The following is a 15,839-nucleotide window of genomic DNA, read 5'->3' on the forward strand; positions in this document are numbered from 1 at the left end:
CCGCGCCTCAATTATCCTGAGCATGTAGCCATTCATCACTTCCACTCCACCAGCGCCCCATCAATGGCAGCAAAAGTCACCCAATCGGTACAGCGTCCCATCCTCCCCAACCTCAACCCAATGCTCATGACGAAATACCCACATCGGCCCCTTGAGCATTGCATCGATGACATGACGGTCGCAGCCCCCTCGAGCGGCCACCGCCCAGTCGACCGATTTCAAGCCAAACATCCCGCGCAGCCATCGAAACGCGTACCTAGCGGTGTGTATCACGCGCTGAAGATCAATATCCCCCCAAAGGATGATTCGCCCTGGGAAAGTCTTCAGAAAATGGCGACCCTCAAGGCAGAAATCCCGGACCTCGTCGGGTGTACGCCCTTTGGCCTGGGTCGTGATTTCCATTACCGGCATCAGCGCCAACCTTCCATTGAATCAGCGTCCACGGGCCCGCCCCAACCATTAAGGCATTACCGTAATTTCAAAACCTAACCCAATGATTCAAATGAATTTCATTGGAAACATTTAGGTGAACTGCGACACATATTGAAATATTCAATGACGACGAGCGGTCGTTACCGTGTTTAATGCTAACTTAACCCGCTGCGTCCTACGGCTCTCCAGAATAAATACTACAAAGCAATCGACCATCAAGCACTGAAGCGATGATCGAGCCACCAGGGATACGAGGGAACGATGTCAAAGGGAATGTCACGCAAGGTCCTGCTGCTGGCCACCACACTGCTGCCTGCCGCTGGCGCGTTGGCGGATAACGCCGAGACGGCGAACAAGAGTAACAACCCGTTGAGCCTGGCCCCCGGCCTCAACCTCCAGGATTACTACACCCCCAGCCTGTACGACACCAACGCCCACACCAATGACGCCTTGTTGCGGGGCGCCCTGCCGATGGCCGCCAACGACGTTATCCCTGTCCCCCAGTTGCTGCGTGTCACCCTGCCGATCAGCACCCGTCCCGATCCGCGCAACGGCTACAGCACGGGCATGGGTGACCTGAACCTGTTCGATATCTTCCTGCTCAAGACCGAAGGCGTACAACTGGGTATCGGCCCGCAACTCACCGCGCCCACCGCTGAACAGGATGAGCTGGGTACCGGCAAATGGCAGGCCGGCCTGGCCGCCGTGGCCATCGACGCCTCGCCACGAGGCCTGCTCGGCGCGCTGGTGCAGTACCAGAGCTCGTTCGCCGGCGATCACGACCGTGAACACGTTGAAACCGCGACCCTGCAGCCATTCTTCATGCACAACCTGCCCAAGGGCTGGTACTTGCGTTCGACCGGCATCTGGACCTTCGACTTGAAGAACGACACCCATTACATCCCCATCGGTTTCGGTGGGGGCAAGGCGTGGAAGTCCGGCAGCAATATCCTCAATGCGTTCCTCGAACCGCAGTGGACGGTCGCGCGCAAGGGCGACGGCCTGCCGCAGTTCACCCTGTTCGCCGGTATCAACGTCACGTTTGGCAAATAACATCCGCTACGTGCTTAGCCATAGGACTGTGCAATGACTCTCGTAAAACCGACCCGCCTGCTGCTCGCCGGCCTGACCCTGCTACTGAGCGCCGGCGCCTGGGCCGATTTCAGCGCCAGCCCGGAACAAGCACGGGGCATTGCCAAGGAGGCCTATCTGTATGGCTTCCCGGTGGTGGAGATGTACAAAACGTTATACGCACAGGCCGTGGACAAGGGCGGGCCGAACTTCAAGGCACCGTTCAACCGTATCGGCAATACCGCCCGGGTGTTCACCCCCAAGGACACGGCGATCATCACGCCTAACTCGGACACCCCCTACTCGTTCGTGTGGATGGACCTGCGCGCCGAACCACTCGTCCTGACCCTGCCTGAGATCGCCGAGGAGCGTTACTACTCGGTCCAGTTGATCGACCTCTACACCCAGAACTTCGCCTACCTGGGCACCCGCAGCACCGGCAACCGTGGCGGCCACTTCATGGTCGTCGGCCCGGACTGGAAAGGTCAGCAGCCAGTCGATATCGACCGCGTGGTGCGCAGCGAGAGCAACATCGCCTATGCGCTGTACCGCACGCAGCTGTTCGATGAAAAGGACCTGGAAAAGGTCAGGAAAATCCAGAACGGCTACAAGGTCCAGCCCCTGAGCCAGTACCTCAAGCAACCGACCCCGGTCGCCCCGGCGAAAATCAGCTGGCCAAAACCGACCGCCAGCATGACGGACGGCCCTGAGCTGTTCCGCTACCTGAACTTCATGCTCGCCTTTGCCCCGGCACAGGACTCCGAGAAAGACCTGCTGGCACGTTTCGCTACCATCGGCATCGTTGCCGGCCAGCCGTTCGACCTCAAGGCCCTCACCACCGAACAACGCAAGGCGCTGGAAGACGGCATCAGCGATGCCAAGGCCGAGTTCGCTGCCTTCAAGAAAGACAAGGTCGATACCCATCAGGTCACCAGTGGCGACTTCTTCGGCACCCGCGATCACCTGAACAACAACTACCTGTACCGCTTCGCCGGCGCCAACATGGGGATTTTTGGCAACTCCGCCGATGAAGCCGCCTACATGGGTTACTTCGTGGACAACGCAGGCAAGCCGGTCAATGGCGCGAAGCACAGCTACACCCTGCATTTTGCCAAGGACCAGCTGCCACCGGCCGACGCCTTCTGGTCGCTGACCATGTACGACGCCAAGACCAAGCTGCTGGTGGCCAACCACTCCAAACGCTACCTGATCAACTCGCGCATGCTGCCCACCCTCCAGCGCGATGCCGATGGCGGCGTGACGCTCTATCTGCAGCATTCCGAGCCACTCAAGGATCAGCGCAGCAACTGGCTGCCGGCCCCCCACGGCCCCTTCTATGCGGTCTTGCGCCTATACCTGCCCAAGCCTGAAGTCGCCAACGGCCAGTGGAAGCTGCCGGCGTTGACCCCTATCAACTGATCACCGCGGCCCGGCCGAACCATATAAAGCAAGGAGCAACACCATGGGTTCATCGACAACACTGGGGCGTGTCGCCGCCGCCACACTGACGCTGACGCCACTGCTCGGTTTCGCCGACAACGCCCGGGACTGGCAGAACCTGCCAACCGACCTGAACATGGTTTTCGGCTACTACAACCGGATCGATTCCAACACCCCGATCGACACCGCGCTGCCGATCGACGGCCTGTCGGTCAACGCCGACCTGTACATCGCCCGTTTCGCCCGCTCGTTCTCCGTCGACGGGCGCAACAGCGCGATCCAGGTCCTGCAGCCCTACGCGGATATTTCAGCCTCCTTCGACAACGCCGAGTTCTTCAAGGGCACCAAGCACAACGGCGGCATGGCCGATACCCAGTTCGTCCTGGTGCACAACCTGTTTGGCGGCCCGGCCCTGACCCAGGAAGAGTTCGCCAACTGGACCCCGGAAACCTTCGTCACCGGCGCCCTGTGGGTCACCGCGCCCACCGGCGACTACGACAAGGACCGGGTGATCAACATCGGTTCCAACCGCTGGGCCTTCAAGCCGGAAATCGCCTTTGGCACGCCCATTGGCCCGACCTGGCTGGAGATCAACGGTTATGTGTCGATGTTCACTGACAACGACGACTACCAAGGCGACGGCACCCTTGAGCAAAAAGCCTTGTACGCCGTCGAAGGTCACTACAGCTACACGTTCAACCGCGCCCTCTGGGCTTCGCTGGACGCCACTTACAGCCGGGGCGGCGAAACCCGGATCAATGGCGACTGGCAAGACAACAAACAGGAAAACGGCCTGCTGGGCGCCAGCATGGGCTTCATGCTCTCGCCGCAGTTCGGTGGTTTGATCGCCTACACCGACACCGTTGCCGAACGCACCGGCTCGCCAGATGTGAACACCTGGACCCTGCGCTTGCAGTACGCCTGGTAATCCGGACATTCACGCGGATGATCTTGTTAGCAAGTGCCGGAACTTGCGCCTATGGTTTATCCCGGTGAATCCGTCGTTGGTGTTTTAACCCGATCACGCAAAGGACCGCCCCATGACAGCACTCACTGACATCAACGCCTTGCAAGCCAGCATTGCCGAGGCGGTACTTGGCCAGGACCAGGTCATTCGCCAGATCATGCTCGGCCTGCTGGCCAACGGACACCTGCTGCTCGAAAGCCTCCCGGGGCTGGCCAAGACCCGCACCGTAAAGGCGCTGGCCAAGCACCTGGACGCGAAGATGAGCCGGATCCAGTTCACCCCCGACTTGCTGCCGTCGGACATTACCGGCGCCGAAGTGCTGCATCAGGTGGACGGACAGAATCAGATCCAGTTCCAGCCAGGCCCGTTGTTCGGCAACCTGATCCTCGCCGACGAAATCAACCGCGCCCCGGCCAAGGTCCAGGCTGCCCTGCTGGAAGCCATGGAAGAGCGGCAGATCACCGTCGCTGGCAACAGTCATGGGTTGCCGGAGCTGTTTATCGTGGTCGCGACCCAGAACCCCATCGAGCAGGAAGGCACCTACCCGTTGCCGGAAGCCCAGATGGACCGTTTCCTGATGAAGGTACTGCTCGGTTACCCGAGCGCCGACAACGAAAGCCAGGTGTTGCGCCTGTTGCGCGAAGAAGAACAGGCCCTGGGCGCCAGGACCGCTGCGGTACAGGGGTTTGCCCTGAGCCAGGAGGTGATCTTTGCCGCACGCCGCGAAGTCAGTGCCATCAGCGTCTCACCGGCCATCGACCGTTACCTGATCGACCTGATCAATGCCACCCGCCATCCCGCCGACCATGATGCCGACCTCGGCCGCTGGATTGCCATCGGCGCCAGCCCCCGGGGCGGCATCGGCCTGGACCGCTGTGCCCGGGCCGACGCCTGGCTGCAGGGGCAAGACTTCGTCACGCCGGACAACGTCCGCGCCGTAGTGCACCCGGTACTGCGCCATCGCTTGCAATTGAGCTACGACGCGGTGGCCGACGGCGTCACCGCCGACCAGGTGCTTGACCGCCTGCTCGACACCGTCGCGATCCCGGCCTGAGGGTTGAGCGATGAATACACAGGAACTGGACGGCCTGGTGTATGTGTCTCTGGCGCAATTGATGGCGCTGGCGTTCAAGGCCCATGACCTGAGTTTTCTCGCCCGCCACCCCCGGGGCAGTATCCTCGCCGGCAATCATGCTTCGCGGTTGCGCGGGCGCGGCTTGAATTTCGATGAACTGCGCCGCTACCAGCCTGGCGATGATTTGCGTCATCTGGACTGGCGTGCGTCCCTGCGCACCGGCAAACCGGTGGTCCGCACCTTTACCGAGGAACGGGACCGCCCGGCGTTGATTCTCGTGGACCAGCGCATGTCGATGTTCTTTGGCTCGCAGCGCAGCTTCAAGTCAGCGCTTGCCGCCGAACTCGGCGCCCTGGCGGCCTGGATGGTGTTCAACGCTGGCGACAGGGTCGGTGGCCTGGTGTTCAACGACCAGCGTATCGACAGCGTCGCCCCGCTGCGCAGCCGCAAGCGCGTCGAGGCGCTGTGCAGCCGCATCGCCCGGCAGAATCAGGAACTGAGCGCACGCAACCCCGACCGTGAAGACGAAGATCAACTCGACAAGGTCCTGCAGCAATGCCTGGCATTGGCCGGTCACGATCACCTGATCTGCATCATCAGCGACTTCGCCGGCGCGGGCCCGCGCACCCTGCAACTGATGCGCCAGCTCAGTGCCCACAACGACGTGATCGCCATGCAGATCTACGACCCAATGGCGCTGAACCTGCCCAAGAACGGTCGCCTGTTGGTGACTCAAGGCCAATTGCAGGTCGAACTGGCCGTGGAACAGCGTCAGGTCCATCAGCCTTTGGGGGACTTTCTCAGCGGCCGCCTCAAGGACGTCGCGACCCTGCTGCGTCGCAGCCAGGTGCCACTGATGATGTTCAGCACCGCCACCGACGCTCAGGAACAACTGCGCACCGAACTGGGTAAGCTCGGTGGCGTCCGCCAATGACCGCCCAAATTCCGAGTATCGATCAACTCACCGAACTGGGCTTGCCAGCACCCGTCAGCTACCTGCCGCAGACCTGGGGTTTGTGGGCGTTGCTCGGGCTGGTGCTGTCCGGTTTGCTGGTATGGGCCGCACGTCGCTACTGGCAATGGCGCCGTGACCGATACCGGCGTGAGGCGCTGGTACGCCTGACCGAGCTTGAACGCAGCAATGACACGCTCGAGGCCTTGCGTGAGCTGCCAGAGCTACTCAAACGCGTGGCCCTTTCCATGCCTGCTAGCGCCTCCGGCGATTGGCACACAAGCCCTGTGGGAGCGGGTGCGCTGTCCGGCGAGGACTGGCAGGTGTTTCTGGTGAAGCACAGCCCAACCGCCCTGCCCGCCGACTTCAGCCGGCAACTGGCAACCCTGGCCTACGCACCAGATGCCGTGCTGCATACGCTGCCGGTCGAACAGCGCCAGCAACTGTTCAGCACCTGCAAACACTGGGTGGAGCATCACCATGTGGCAGTTTGATTATCCCTGGCTGCTGATCCTGCTCCCGGCGATCTGGCTGGGCTATCGCTACTTGCCTGACTATCGCGAAGCGCGCAGTGCGGTACGCGTGCCGTTTTTCGGCGCCATGAGCCGCGCCGTCGGCCAGGTCCCGAGCCAGGCCGGCACTCGCGGCAACCGCTGGCAGTTGCTGCTCAACGGGCTGGTCTGGGCCCTGCTGGTCGCCGCCGCTGCGCGCCCGGTGCTGGTGGAAAAACCCATCGAGCGCCAGCAACCGGTGCGCGACCTGATGCTGGCGATCGACATTTCCCAATCCATGGAAACCACCGACTACACCGACGCCAACGGGCAGAAGATCAATCGCCTGGCGGCGGTCAAGGAAGTGGTCCACGGCTTTATCGACCGGCGCAAGGAAGACCGCCTCGGCCTGATCGTGTTTGGCAGCGGTGCCTACCCACAAGCACCGTTGACCCTGGACCATGCCAGCCTGTCGCTGCTACTGGACGACACCAGCATCGGCATGGCCGGGCCCAACACCGCCATCGGCGATGCCATTGGCCTGGCCCTGAAGATGCTCGACCAGGCCCATGAGCCGGAGAAAGTGCTGATCCTGCTCACCGACGGCAACGACACCAGCAGCGCGATCACCCCGGACCACGCCGCCAGCATGGCGGCCGCCAGAGGGGTGGTGATTCACACCATCGGCATCGGCGATCCCGACGCCAGCGGCGAAGCCAAGGTCAACCTGCAGGGCTTGCAACAGATCGCCACGGCCACCGGCGGCCGGTTCTTCCGCGCCGAAGACCGGCAGGCGCTGGATCAGGTCTACGAAACGCTGGACAAGATCACCCCGCACCAGGTGAAGACCTTCAGCCACCAGCCCAAGCGCGACCTGTTCTGGCTCCCCCTGGGCGCGGCCATCGGCCTGTTGGCCCTGTACCACGTGCTCGCCCTGCTCCGGCCACGCCTGGGTAGCACCCGTCAACGGCAGGAGGCCTGAGATGGAGATCAACCTCGGCGACTTCCACTTCCTGCGCCCGGCCTGGTTACTGCTGGCGCTGTTCGGTGCGCTGCTGCCCCTGCTGTGGCGCCGTAGCCGCGACCTGCAACGGCGGCTGCGCGGCAACATTGCCCCACACTTGCTGCCCCATCTGCTGATCACCCCTGACGACCCCCATCGCCTGCGCCCGGTACACCTGGTCTGTGCCCTGCTGGTGCTGGGTGCCATCGCCGCTGCCGGGCCAACCTGGGAGCAGGATCGACCGGACTTCCTGGAGAACCGCGCGCCCTTGATCATCGCGTTCGACCTGTCGCCGTCGATGGATGCCAGCGACGTGCCGCCCACGCGCCTGGAGGCCGCCAAACACAAGGTGCACGACCTGATCCAGCGGCGCAGCGGCGCCCGCACCGGCCTGATCGCCTACGCCGGCAGCGCCCACCTGGTGCTGCCACCGACCGACGACCCGGCGCTGCTCGACACCTTCATCCAGGCCCTCGGTACGGGCCTGATCGACAAGCCGGGGAAAAACGTCGGAGCCGTCATCGATCAGGCCAAGCGCTTGCTGGCCGCCGAGAAAGCCCCCGGCACCCTGCTGCTGATCACCGACGGTGCCGATACGACACAGCTGGCAGGGCTCAACAAGCAGCTGGACGGTAGTCAACTGCAAGTGCTGATTCTGGCACTGGGCAGTACCGACGGTGGGGTGATCAAGGACGCCAGCGGCCAACCGCGCACCGACCGCAACGGTCGTCCGGTGCTGGGCAGCTTCGATCCAGCGGCGCTCAAACAACTGGCCTCGGCCACCGATGCACCGCTGGGCAGCCTGACCCTCAACGACGACGACCTGGACTGGATCGAACTGCATGCCCAGCAACACTTCCAGAGCGCCAGCGCCGAACAGCGTGAATTGCACTGGAAAGATGCCGGCTACTGGCTGTGCTGGCCCCTGCTGTTGCTGGCCTTTTTCAGTGTGCGTCGGGGCTGGAGCCTGAACTGGATGGCCGCGCTGCTGCTCGGCCTGGGCTTTGCACTGCAACCGGCACCGGCCCGCGCCAACGCCTTGACCGACGCCTTCTTTACCGCCGACCAACAAGGCCGCTGGGCGTTCGAGCACCAGCACTTCCCTGCCGCGGCCGCGTTGTTCCACGATCCGTACTGGAAAGGCATTGCCGCCTACAACGCCGCCGACTATGACCTGGCACTGGCCAGCTTCGCCCGGCTCGACACCCCCCAGGCGTACTTTTATCTGGGCAACATTTACGTGCGCCGCTTCAAATTCGACCAGGCCATCGAGGCCTACACCCAGGCGCTCAAGCTGCAACCGCAGTTCCCGCAAGCGTCCGCCAACCTGGCGTTGGCCAAGGCCCTGCAAAAAGACACCGAGAGCGCCGAACAAAACACGCCCGAGGTCAAACCCGACGAGGTGAAATACGACAAACCCTCGGGCAAGGGCCAGAGCAAAGCGGTCGAGACCCAGCAAGCCACCTCGGATGAACTCTGGTTGCAGAACCTGACCACCTCGCCCGCCAAATTCCTGCGGCAGAAGTTCAGCCTGCAGGACCAGCGCGCGGCTCAAGCCGGGAGCCCGCCATGAGAATCAGTTTGCTGGCCTGCTGCCTGCTGTCGGTCAGCGCCTTCGCCGCCGAACCGCAACTGCGTGTGCAAACCCGGCTAGTGCCCGCCGAGCAGGTGATGGTCGGTTCGGTGGTGCAGTTGCAGGTCGATGTGCTGACCGACAGCTGGTTTACCAGTGCTCCCACCCTGCCCGACCTCAAGCTGGCGGGTGCGCTGGTCATGCCGCCCAGCGGTGAAGCCCAGCACACCACGCAAACCCTGGACGGCACACCGTTCTTTGGCATGCGCTACAGCTACCTGATCACCCCGAACCAGGCTGCAGCGTTCGACATCCCCGCCCTGACCGTACAGGCCACGCCAGGCCAGGCCAGCGGTGTGCTGACCGCCCAAGGCCAGCCCCAACACTTCACGGCGCAACAACCGCCGGGGTTCCAGCCAGGTGAACCGGTGCTGGTGGCCCAGGGCGTGCGCTTCACGCAAGTGATCAGCCAATCCGCGACACCGCTGAAAGTCGGTGACACCGTCACCCGCCAACTCACCCTGCAAGCCGATGGCGCGCTGGCGATGGCTTTGCCAGCCCCGGCGCTGGTCGAGGTCGATGGCCTGAGCCGGTACCCGAAAACCCCGCAGATCCGCAACCTGGACGACGGCCGTGGCAACCACAACGCAGGACAGCGTATCGACAGCGCGACCTATCTGATCGACAAACAAGGCCGCCACAGCCTGCCGGCCATCGAGCTGCGCTGGTGGGATACCGGCACCCGCCAGGCCCGCACCGTCCAAGTGCCGGCCGTCACCTTTGACTCTGCGGCCAATGGCCGTTCTCAACCGGTGTTCTCCATCGCCGAGGATCTCAGGCAACTGGGCCAGAGGAGTCGCGTGCATCTGTCTCGGCACTGGCTGGTATTGACCGGGGTGCTGCTGTTGGTTGCGGGCCTTGGTTACCTGGTCAAGCCGTGGTGCCGGCGTGCCTGGCGCGCCCTGCAAGCCCGTCGTCAGGCGCGGCACGCCGCCTGGCTGGCGTCCGCCGACTACGCCTGGAGACAGATTCCCCGGCAACTGGAGGGGCAACCGCCACAACTGAGCGCGCTGTACCTGTGGGCCCGGCGCACCCGGCCGGGTTGGCGGATCAGCGGACTCGGGGCAAACGTGCAGGCCCTGCTACGTGGTTGCTACGGGCAGCAGCAGGGCCAGCGGACGGCGTTGTCCCACTTCAAGCAATCCTTGTCTACGCTGCAAGCTCAAGCCGCGCCGAGAAACGATACGCAATCATCGGCCTTGCGCCCTCTTAACCCGAGTCACGGGAAGGACTTGTCATGACATACCTGACTTCACTGCGTCAGTTCCACGGGATGAAACTGTTGCTGACCCTGGCCCTGACCCTGCCGCTGCTGGTCCAGGCCGCCGAGCCCCTGCCCTCGTGGAACGATGGCCCCTCGAAAAAAAGCATCATCGAGTTTGTCCAGGCGGTGACCACCGAGGGCTCCCGGGACTACGTCAAGCCTGCTGAACGCATTGCCGTGTTCGACAACGACGGCACGCTGTGGAGTGAGCAACCGATGTACTTCCAGGTGCTGTTCGCCCTGGAGGAAGTCAAGCGCATGGCGCCCCAGCACCCGGAATGGAAAACTGAGCAACCCTTCCAGGCCGTACTGGAAAACGACCACAAGGCCCTGGCCGAGAGTGGCATGGACGGTTTGATGAAGATCATTGGCGCGACCCACACCGGGATCACCACCGCGGCCTTCATGGACAACGCGAAAACCTGGCTGAGCCAGGCCCGCCACCCGAAAACCGGCAAGCCCTACACCGAGATGATTTATCAGCCGATGCTGGAAATGCTCGATTACCTGCGCAGCCAGGACTTCAAGACCTACATCGTGTCCGGCGGTGAAGTCGAGTTCATGCGCGCCTTTGCCGAGCAGGTCTATGGCATCCCGCCGGAGCAAGTAATCGGTACCACCTTTGTCACCCAATTCCAGCTAAAAGACGGCGATGCATCGATCCTGCGCCTGCCCAAGCTTGCGCATAACGACGACGGCCCGGGCAAGCCGGAAAGCATCCAGGCGGTGATCGGTCGTCGACCGATCCTGGCCTTCGGCAACTCGGACGGCGACCTGCAAATGCTCCAGTGGACCGCCGCCGGGCCCGGCAAGCGCTTCATGGGGCTGGTGCATCACACCGATGCAAAGCGTGAATGGGCCTACGACCGGGAGTCGAAGATCGGTCGTCTGGACAAGGCCCTGGACGAAGCCAACACACGCAAGTGGACGGTCGTTGACATGACCTCCGAGTGGCGCCGGATCTACCCGTTCGACGCCCCCGCAACCGAGCAAAAAAAGTAAAAGACGTATCGCAGGACTGCAATAAACGTTGGTCGCACAACAAGAACGCGACTCCAGTCAGAAAAAGGAGCAAGTCAGATGACTCGCATACGCAAGTGGCTACCGAAACTCGCCCTGGTGGCGACATCGGTCATGGTGATTTCGGCAACGGCCGGGGCCGCTGAAAAACCCAACATTCTCGTGATTTTCGGCGATGACATCGGCCAGACCAATATCAGCGCCTACTCGATGGGCGTGGTTGGATACAAGACTCCGAACATCGACCGGATTGCCAAGGAAGGCATGATGTTCACCGACTACTACGCGGAGAACAGCTGCACCGCCGGGCGTTCGTCGTTCATCACCGGCCAGACGCCTTTGCGCACCGGTCTGTCGAAAGTCGGCATCCCAGGCGCTCCGGTTGGCCTGCAAAAGCGCGATATCACCATCGCCCAGGCCCTCAAGTCCCAAGGCTATGCCACGGGCCAGTTCGGCAAAAACCACCTGGGCGACCGGGATGAATACCTGCCGACCAACCACGGCTTCGACGAGTTCTTCGGCAACCTGTACCACCTCAATGCCGAAGAGGAACCGGAGCGTCCGTACTGGCCCAAGGACGATGCCGAATTCGTCAAGGCCAACTCGCCACGCGGCGTGATCCACAGCTTCGCCGACGGCAAGATCGAAGACACCGGCGCCTTGAACAGCAAGCGCATGGAAACCATCGACGACGAGACCACCGCGGCGGCCCAGGCGTTCATCGAGAAACAGGCCAAGGCGGACAAGCCGTTCTTCGTCTGGATGAACACCACCCGCATGCACTTGTTCACTCACGTTCGCGAGTCGATGAAGGGCCAGAGCGGCATGCCCGGCAACGACTATGCCGACGGCATGATCGAACATGACAACGATGTGGGCAAACTGCTCAAGACCCTCGATGACCTGAAGATCACCGACAACACCATCGTCGTCTACACCACCGACAACGGCCCGAACCAGTTCTCCTGGCCGGACGCGGCGACCACGCCGTTCCGTAACGAGAAGAACTCCAACTGGGAAGGCGCCTACCGCGTACCGGCGATGGTTCGCTGGCCTGCCAAGATCAAGGCGGGCGAAGTCTCCAACGAGATGTTCTCGGGCCTGGACTGGTTCCCGACGCTGCTGGCCGTCGCCGGTGACAACAGCGTGAAAGAGAAGCTGCTCAAAGGTTGGGCGCCGACCACTGGCGGCACCAACTTCAAGGTGCACCTGGACGGCTACAACCAACTGCCTTACCTGACCGGCCAACAGCCCAAAGGCGAGCGCAAGGAGTTCTACTACTTCAACGACGACGGCATGCTGGTGTCGATGCGCTTTGACAACTGGAAAGCGGTGTTCTGCGAGCAACGCCAACCCGGTGGCTTCAGGGTCTGGAGCGAACCCTTCGTCTGCCTGCGCGTGCCGAAAATCCTCAACCTGCGCATGGACCCGTATGAACGCGCCGACGTGGTTTCCGATCAGTACTACGACTGGTTGACCAAAAACGTCTACCTGGCCGCTGTCGCCACCACGAAATCGGCAAAGTTCCTGGAGACCTTCATCGAGTACCCACCTAGCCAACGCCCGGCCAGCTTCAGCATTGACCAGGTTCGTGCGGCCGTGGATGCAAAAATCGCGGAAAAAATGAAAGCGCAACAAGCGGCACAGTAAGACCTGCAAGACCGCCGCTCGCCCTTCGGGGTGAGCGGCCCTATTCGATCCATCCTGTCGCACACAGCGGTTCAGTGTCTCGAAAACCGGACGCAGAGCGTCCGGGGCGGCGTTACCACGCAGAGCGTGGGAACGATCAAAAGCGTGTTTTTTTTCAGGTTCAGCACAAGGCAGTCCGCAATGTCCTCACGTGTCGCCAGCAAGTCGTCGGCCATACCCGCCCCTCACGCCAGCGCTCCGGCGCTGCTGATCCCCGCCCTGCTGTTGTGTGTCTCCGGCGCAGCGGCGCTGGTGTATCAGGTGCTGTGGATCAAGCAACTGTCGCTGGTGGTTGGCGTGGAGGTCTATGCCATCACCACCGGCATCAGCGCGTTTTTCGCCGGGTTGGCCCTGGGTGGCTGGCTGTTCGGGCGCCTGGCCGACCGCGTGCAGCGCCCGGCTCTGCTCTACGCTGGGCTGGAAGTGCTAGTGGCGCTGCTGGGTGTCGGGGCCACGGTGGGCATGAGCCTGGCGGCCAGCCCGTTTGCCTGGCTGGAGCAGCATATCGGTGTGTTGGCCTGGGTGTTGCCGTTTGCCCTGGTAGGCATGCCGGCGGTGTTGATGGGCGGGACCTTGCCGGTGCTGGTGCGCGCCCTGGCGGCCGATCCCCGGCATCTGGGCAAGGCTGGCGGCCATCTGTATGCGGCGAACACCGCGGGCGCCATCGCCGGGACCTTGCTGACCGGGTTCATACTGATTGCTACCCTTGGCGTGCGTGGCAGCGCGATCGCCGCCGCCATGCTCAACCTGCTGGCCGCCGCCGGGGCCCTGCTGTGGTTCCAGCGCCAGCCGCTGACACCCGTCGAGGGACCGGTTCACGTCACGCAACAAACCGCCCCCGCACGCCTGGCCCTGTGGCTGTATGCGATCGCCGGCGGTGTCGCGCTGGGCTACGAGGTGGTCTGGTCGCAATCTATCGTGCAATTCATGAGTACGCGCACCTACGCGTTCGCCGTCGTGCTGGCGACCTACTTGTGCGGGCTGTTTCTGGGCAGCGTGTGGATGGCCCGTCGCGTTGACCGGGTCCGTGATCCATGGGGGCTGTTCGGTGGGCTGATTGCCGGCGCCGGGTTGCTGGCCTTGCTCGAGGTGGCGCTGCTCGGTCGCTGGCTGATCTACCTGCAAACCCAGGGTGAAGCCGCCGCGCTGGCCCTCGGTGCCAGTGAACTGGGCGCCATGAGCGTACGCTTTGCCGTCGCGGCCCTGAGCATCGTCTTTGCTCCCACCGTGCTGCTGGGGGCCGCCTTTCCCTTGGCATTGCGCCTGAGCGTGGGCCGTGATCGTGTCGGCCAGGACGTCGGTGCCGTCGTGGCCTTCAACACCCTGGGCGGCATTATCGGTGTGATGCTCTGCGGTTTCCTGTTGATACCCTTGCTCGGCCTGGTGCGCACCCTGGGGCTGCTGGCGATCATCGCCGCCGCCGTCGGTTACGTCGCCGTCAGCCGGGGCCATGCCGTGAAGAAAGGCACGCGCCAGGGCGTGATCGCCCTGGGCCTGTTGTCCCTGGCCATCGCGTGGCTGACCCCGGTCGACAAGCTCGCCAGCCTGTTGCCCGGGGCGCGCAATGGCGAACTGGCGTTTTATCAAGAGGGTCGCGGCGGCACGGTGGCGGTGGTCACCCAGGGGCAGCGCGAGCGCAAATTCCAGCGTTTGTACATCCAGGGCGTGTCGAACACCGGCGATGCCATGCCGTCGCTGCGTTACATGCGTATCCAGGCCCTGCTGCCGCTGCTGATCCACAATGGCGAACCGCGTTCGGCCCTGGTGATCGGCTTCGGCACCGGCATCACCGCCGGCGCGCTGCTGCGTTATCCGGGGCTCGAGCATCGTGTGGTGGCTGAACTGCTGCCCTCGGTGGTCAAGGCTGCGCCCCTGTTCAAAGGCAACTTCAACGCCGCCGCCGACCCGGCGCTGGAGGTACGCCTGCGCGATGGTCGCCAGGCATTGCTGCGTAGTGAACAACAGTACGACCTGATCACCCTTGAACCACCGCCGCCTTCGGCCGCGGGCGTGGTCAACCTGTATTCGCGCGACTTCTACGAACTGGCCGCCAGGCGTCTGGAGAAAAACGGCCTGGTCGCCCAATGGCTGCCGCTGCCCACCCAGAACATCGACGACTCACGCGCGCTGGTGCGTAGCTTCCTCGACGTGTTTCCCTATGCCAACGTCTGGACCAGCGAGTTCCACGAAATGCTGCTGGTGGGTTCACTGGAACCGATCGAACTGGACGCCGCGCGCATCAGCGAACGCTATGCCCAAGAGAGCGTGCGCAGCACCTTGCAGGATGTCGGCGTGAGTTCGGCGCCTGCGTTGATGGCCACCTGGGTCACCGACCGTGAGGGTTTGACACAGTTTGCCGGCCAGACCCTGCCCGTCACCGATGACCAGCCACGCATCGAATACGCCCCCTGGGTCCGAGCCAAGGAAATCACCCGTGTATTGCCAGCCCTGTTGGCGCTGCGTCAACCACCGCCGCTGCTTCATGCCGATGCCGCGTTTACCGAGCGAATGAATGCCCATCAACAACGCCTGATGCAGTTCTATCGCGCCAGCCTGCACGCCTACGACGGCGACCGCGAGGCCTGGGCCAGGGATATTCGTGAGGTGATGCGAGGGGATGGCGCCAACCCGTACTACCGGTGGTTTGTCGGGGAGTGAGGGGATGCCGGACACCTGCTCCGTGGCGAGGGAGCTTGCTCGCGCTGGGCTGCACAGCAGCCCCAAAACCGGACACCAAGGTCTTTCTGACAGACCACAATTGCCTTCTCAGGGCCGCTACGCAGCCCAGCGGGAGCAAGCTCC

The 15,839-nt window shown here is 63.1% G+C and carries 13 protein-coding genes; 12 read left to right on the forward strand and 1 reads right to left on the reverse strand.

What is annotated here, in order from left to right; all coding sequences use genetic code 11:
- Positions 1 to 60 precede the first annotated feature (60 nt).
- Positions 61 to 411: a polyketide cyclase gene (locus AC3WQN_RS06600; protein WP_256587334.1), complete on the reverse strand. Its 351-nt coding sequence runs from the start codon at positions 409 to 411 to the stop codon at positions 61 to 63.
- Between the two features lie 294 nt (positions 412 to 705).
- Here AC3WQN_RS06600 and AC3WQN_RS06605 point away from each other — a divergent pair, with 294 nt between their 5' ends.
- The 12 genes from AC3WQN_RS06605 (at position 706) to AC3WQN_RS06660 (ending at position 15,695) form a co-directional block, all read left to right on the forward strand.
- Positions 706 to 1,485, forward strand: coding sequence for a hypothetical protein (locus AC3WQN_RS06605; protein ID WP_103401573.1), 780 nt, complete (start codon positions 706 to 708; stop codon positions 1,483 to 1,485).
- A 33-nt stretch (positions 1,486 to 1,518) separates the two neighbouring features.
- The gene (locus AC3WQN_RS06610) at positions 1,519 to 2,922 is read left to right on the forward strand and encodes a DUF1254 domain-containing protein (RefSeq protein WP_103401574.1); all 1,404 of its coding nucleotides are present in this window, start codon (positions 1,519 to 1,521) and stop codon (positions 2,920 to 2,922) included.
- Between the two features lie 43 nt (positions 2,923 to 2,965).
- Positions 2,966 to 3,871 (forward strand): transporter, encoded by a 906-nt coding sequence (locus AC3WQN_RS06615; RefSeq protein WP_103401575.1) that lies wholly within the window; start codon positions 2,966 to 2,968, stop codon positions 3,869 to 3,871.
- 112 nt (positions 3,872 to 3,983) lie between these two features.
- Positions 3,984 to 4,964: an AAA family ATPase gene (locus AC3WQN_RS06620; RefSeq protein WP_103401576.1), complete on the forward strand. Its 981-nt coding sequence runs from the start codon at positions 3,984 to 3,986 to the stop codon at positions 4,962 to 4,964.
- A gap of 10 nt (positions 4,965 to 4,974) precedes the next feature.
- On the forward strand, positions 4,975 to 5,919 hold the full coding sequence (locus tag AC3WQN_RS06625) for a DUF58 domain-containing protein (protein ID WP_103401577.1): 945 nt from the start codon (positions 4,975 to 4,977) through the stop codon (positions 5,917 to 5,919).
- Entirely contained in the window at positions 5,916 to 6,431 is a 516-nt protein-coding gene (locus AC3WQN_RS06630; RefSeq protein ID WP_103401578.1) for a DUF4381 domain-containing protein, read from the forward strand. The genes AC3WQN_RS06625 and AC3WQN_RS06630 overlap by 4 nt, the downstream gene beginning before the upstream one ends.
- Entirely contained in the window at positions 6,418 to 7,410 is a 993-nt protein-coding gene (locus AC3WQN_RS06635; RefSeq protein ID WP_103401579.1) for a vWA domain-containing protein, read from the forward strand. Before AC3WQN_RS06630 ends, AC3WQN_RS06635 begins: the two co-directional genes overlap by 14 nt.
- 1 nt (position 7,411) lies before the next feature.
- On the forward strand, positions 7,412 to 9,004 hold the full coding sequence (locus tag AC3WQN_RS06640; protein WP_103401580.1) for a VWA domain-containing protein: 1,593 nt from the start codon (positions 7,412 to 7,414) through the stop codon (positions 9,002 to 9,004).
- A complete protein-coding gene (locus AC3WQN_RS06645; protein WP_103401581.1) occupies positions 9,001 to 10,305 on the forward strand; it encodes a BatD family protein in 1,305 nt (434 codons plus the stop codon). The genes AC3WQN_RS06640 and AC3WQN_RS06645 overlap by 4 nt, the downstream gene beginning before the upstream one ends.
- Positions 10,302 to 11,330: an HAD family hydrolase gene (locus AC3WQN_RS06650; RefSeq protein WP_103401582.1), complete on the forward strand. Its 1,029-nt coding sequence runs from the start codon at positions 10,302 to 10,304 to the stop codon at positions 11,328 to 11,330. The genes AC3WQN_RS06645 and AC3WQN_RS06650 overlap by 4 nt, the downstream gene beginning before the upstream one ends.
- A 78-nt stretch (positions 11,331 to 11,408) precedes the next feature.
- On the forward strand, positions 11,409 to 12,998 hold the full coding sequence (locus AC3WQN_RS06655; RefSeq protein ID WP_103401583.1) for an arylsulfatase: 1,590 nt from the start codon (positions 11,409 to 11,411) through the stop codon (positions 12,996 to 12,998).
- Positions 12,999 to 13,178: 180 nt separating this feature from the next.
- Positions 13,179 to 15,695 carry a fused MFS/spermidine synthase gene (locus AC3WQN_RS06660; protein ID WP_103401584.1) on the forward strand — a complete coding sequence of 839 codons (2,517 nt, stop codon included), beginning with the start codon at positions 13,179 to 13,181 and terminating at the stop codon, positions 15,693 to 15,695.
- The last annotated feature ends 144 nt before the right edge of the window (positions 15,696 to 15,839 follow it).

Source organism: Pseudomonas sp. FW300-N1A1, assembly GCF_058789115.1.

Coding starts and splice junctions, on each gene's coding strand:
- AC3WQN_RS06655 (WP_103401583.1), top strand. CDS start 11,409: ATGACTCGCATACGCAAGTGGCTACCGAAACTCGCCCTGGTGGCGACA.
- AC3WQN_RS06650 (WP_103401582.1), top strand. CDS start 10,302: ATGACATACCTGACTTCACTGCGTCAGTTCCACGGGATGAAACTGTTG.
- AC3WQN_RS06630 (WP_103401578.1), top strand. CDS start 5,916: ATGACCGCCCAAATTCCGAGTATCGATCAACTCACCGAACTGGGCTTG.
- AC3WQN_RS06660 (WP_103401584.1), top strand. CDS start 13,179: ATGTCCTCACGTGTCGCCAGCAAGTCGTCGGCCATACCCGCCCCTCAC.
- AC3WQN_RS06620 (WP_103401576.1), top strand. CDS start 3,984: ATGACAGCACTCACTGACATCAACGCCTTGCAAGCCAGCATTGCCGAG.
- AC3WQN_RS06610 (WP_103401574.1), top strand. CDS start 1,519: ATGACTCTCGTAAAACCGACCCGCCTGCTGCTCGCCGGCCTGACCCTG.
- AC3WQN_RS06605 (WP_103401573.1), top strand. CDS start 706: ATGTCACGCAAGGTCCTGCTGCTGGCCACCACACTGCTGCCTGCCGCT.
- AC3WQN_RS06625 (WP_103401577.1), top strand. CDS start 4,975: ATGAATACACAGGAACTGGACGGCCTGGTGTATGTGTCTCTGGCGCAA.
- AC3WQN_RS06635 (WP_103401579.1), top strand. CDS start 6,418: ATGTGGCAGTTTGATTATCCCTGGCTGCTGATCCTGCTCCCGGCGATC.
- AC3WQN_RS06615 (WP_103401575.1), top strand. CDS start 2,966: ATGGGTTCATCGACAACACTGGGGCGTGTCGCCGCCGCCACACTGACG.
- AC3WQN_RS06645 (WP_103401581.1), top strand. CDS start 9,001: ATGAGAATCAGTTTGCTGGCCTGCTGCCTGCTGTCGGTCAGCGCCTTC.
- AC3WQN_RS06640 (WP_103401580.1), top strand. CDS start 7,412: ATGGAGATCAACCTCGGCGACTTCCACTTCCTGCGCCCGGCCTGGTTA.
- AC3WQN_RS06600 (WP_256587334.1), bottom strand. CDS start 411: ATGCCGGTAATGGAAATCACGACCCAGGCCAAAGGGCGTACACCCGAC.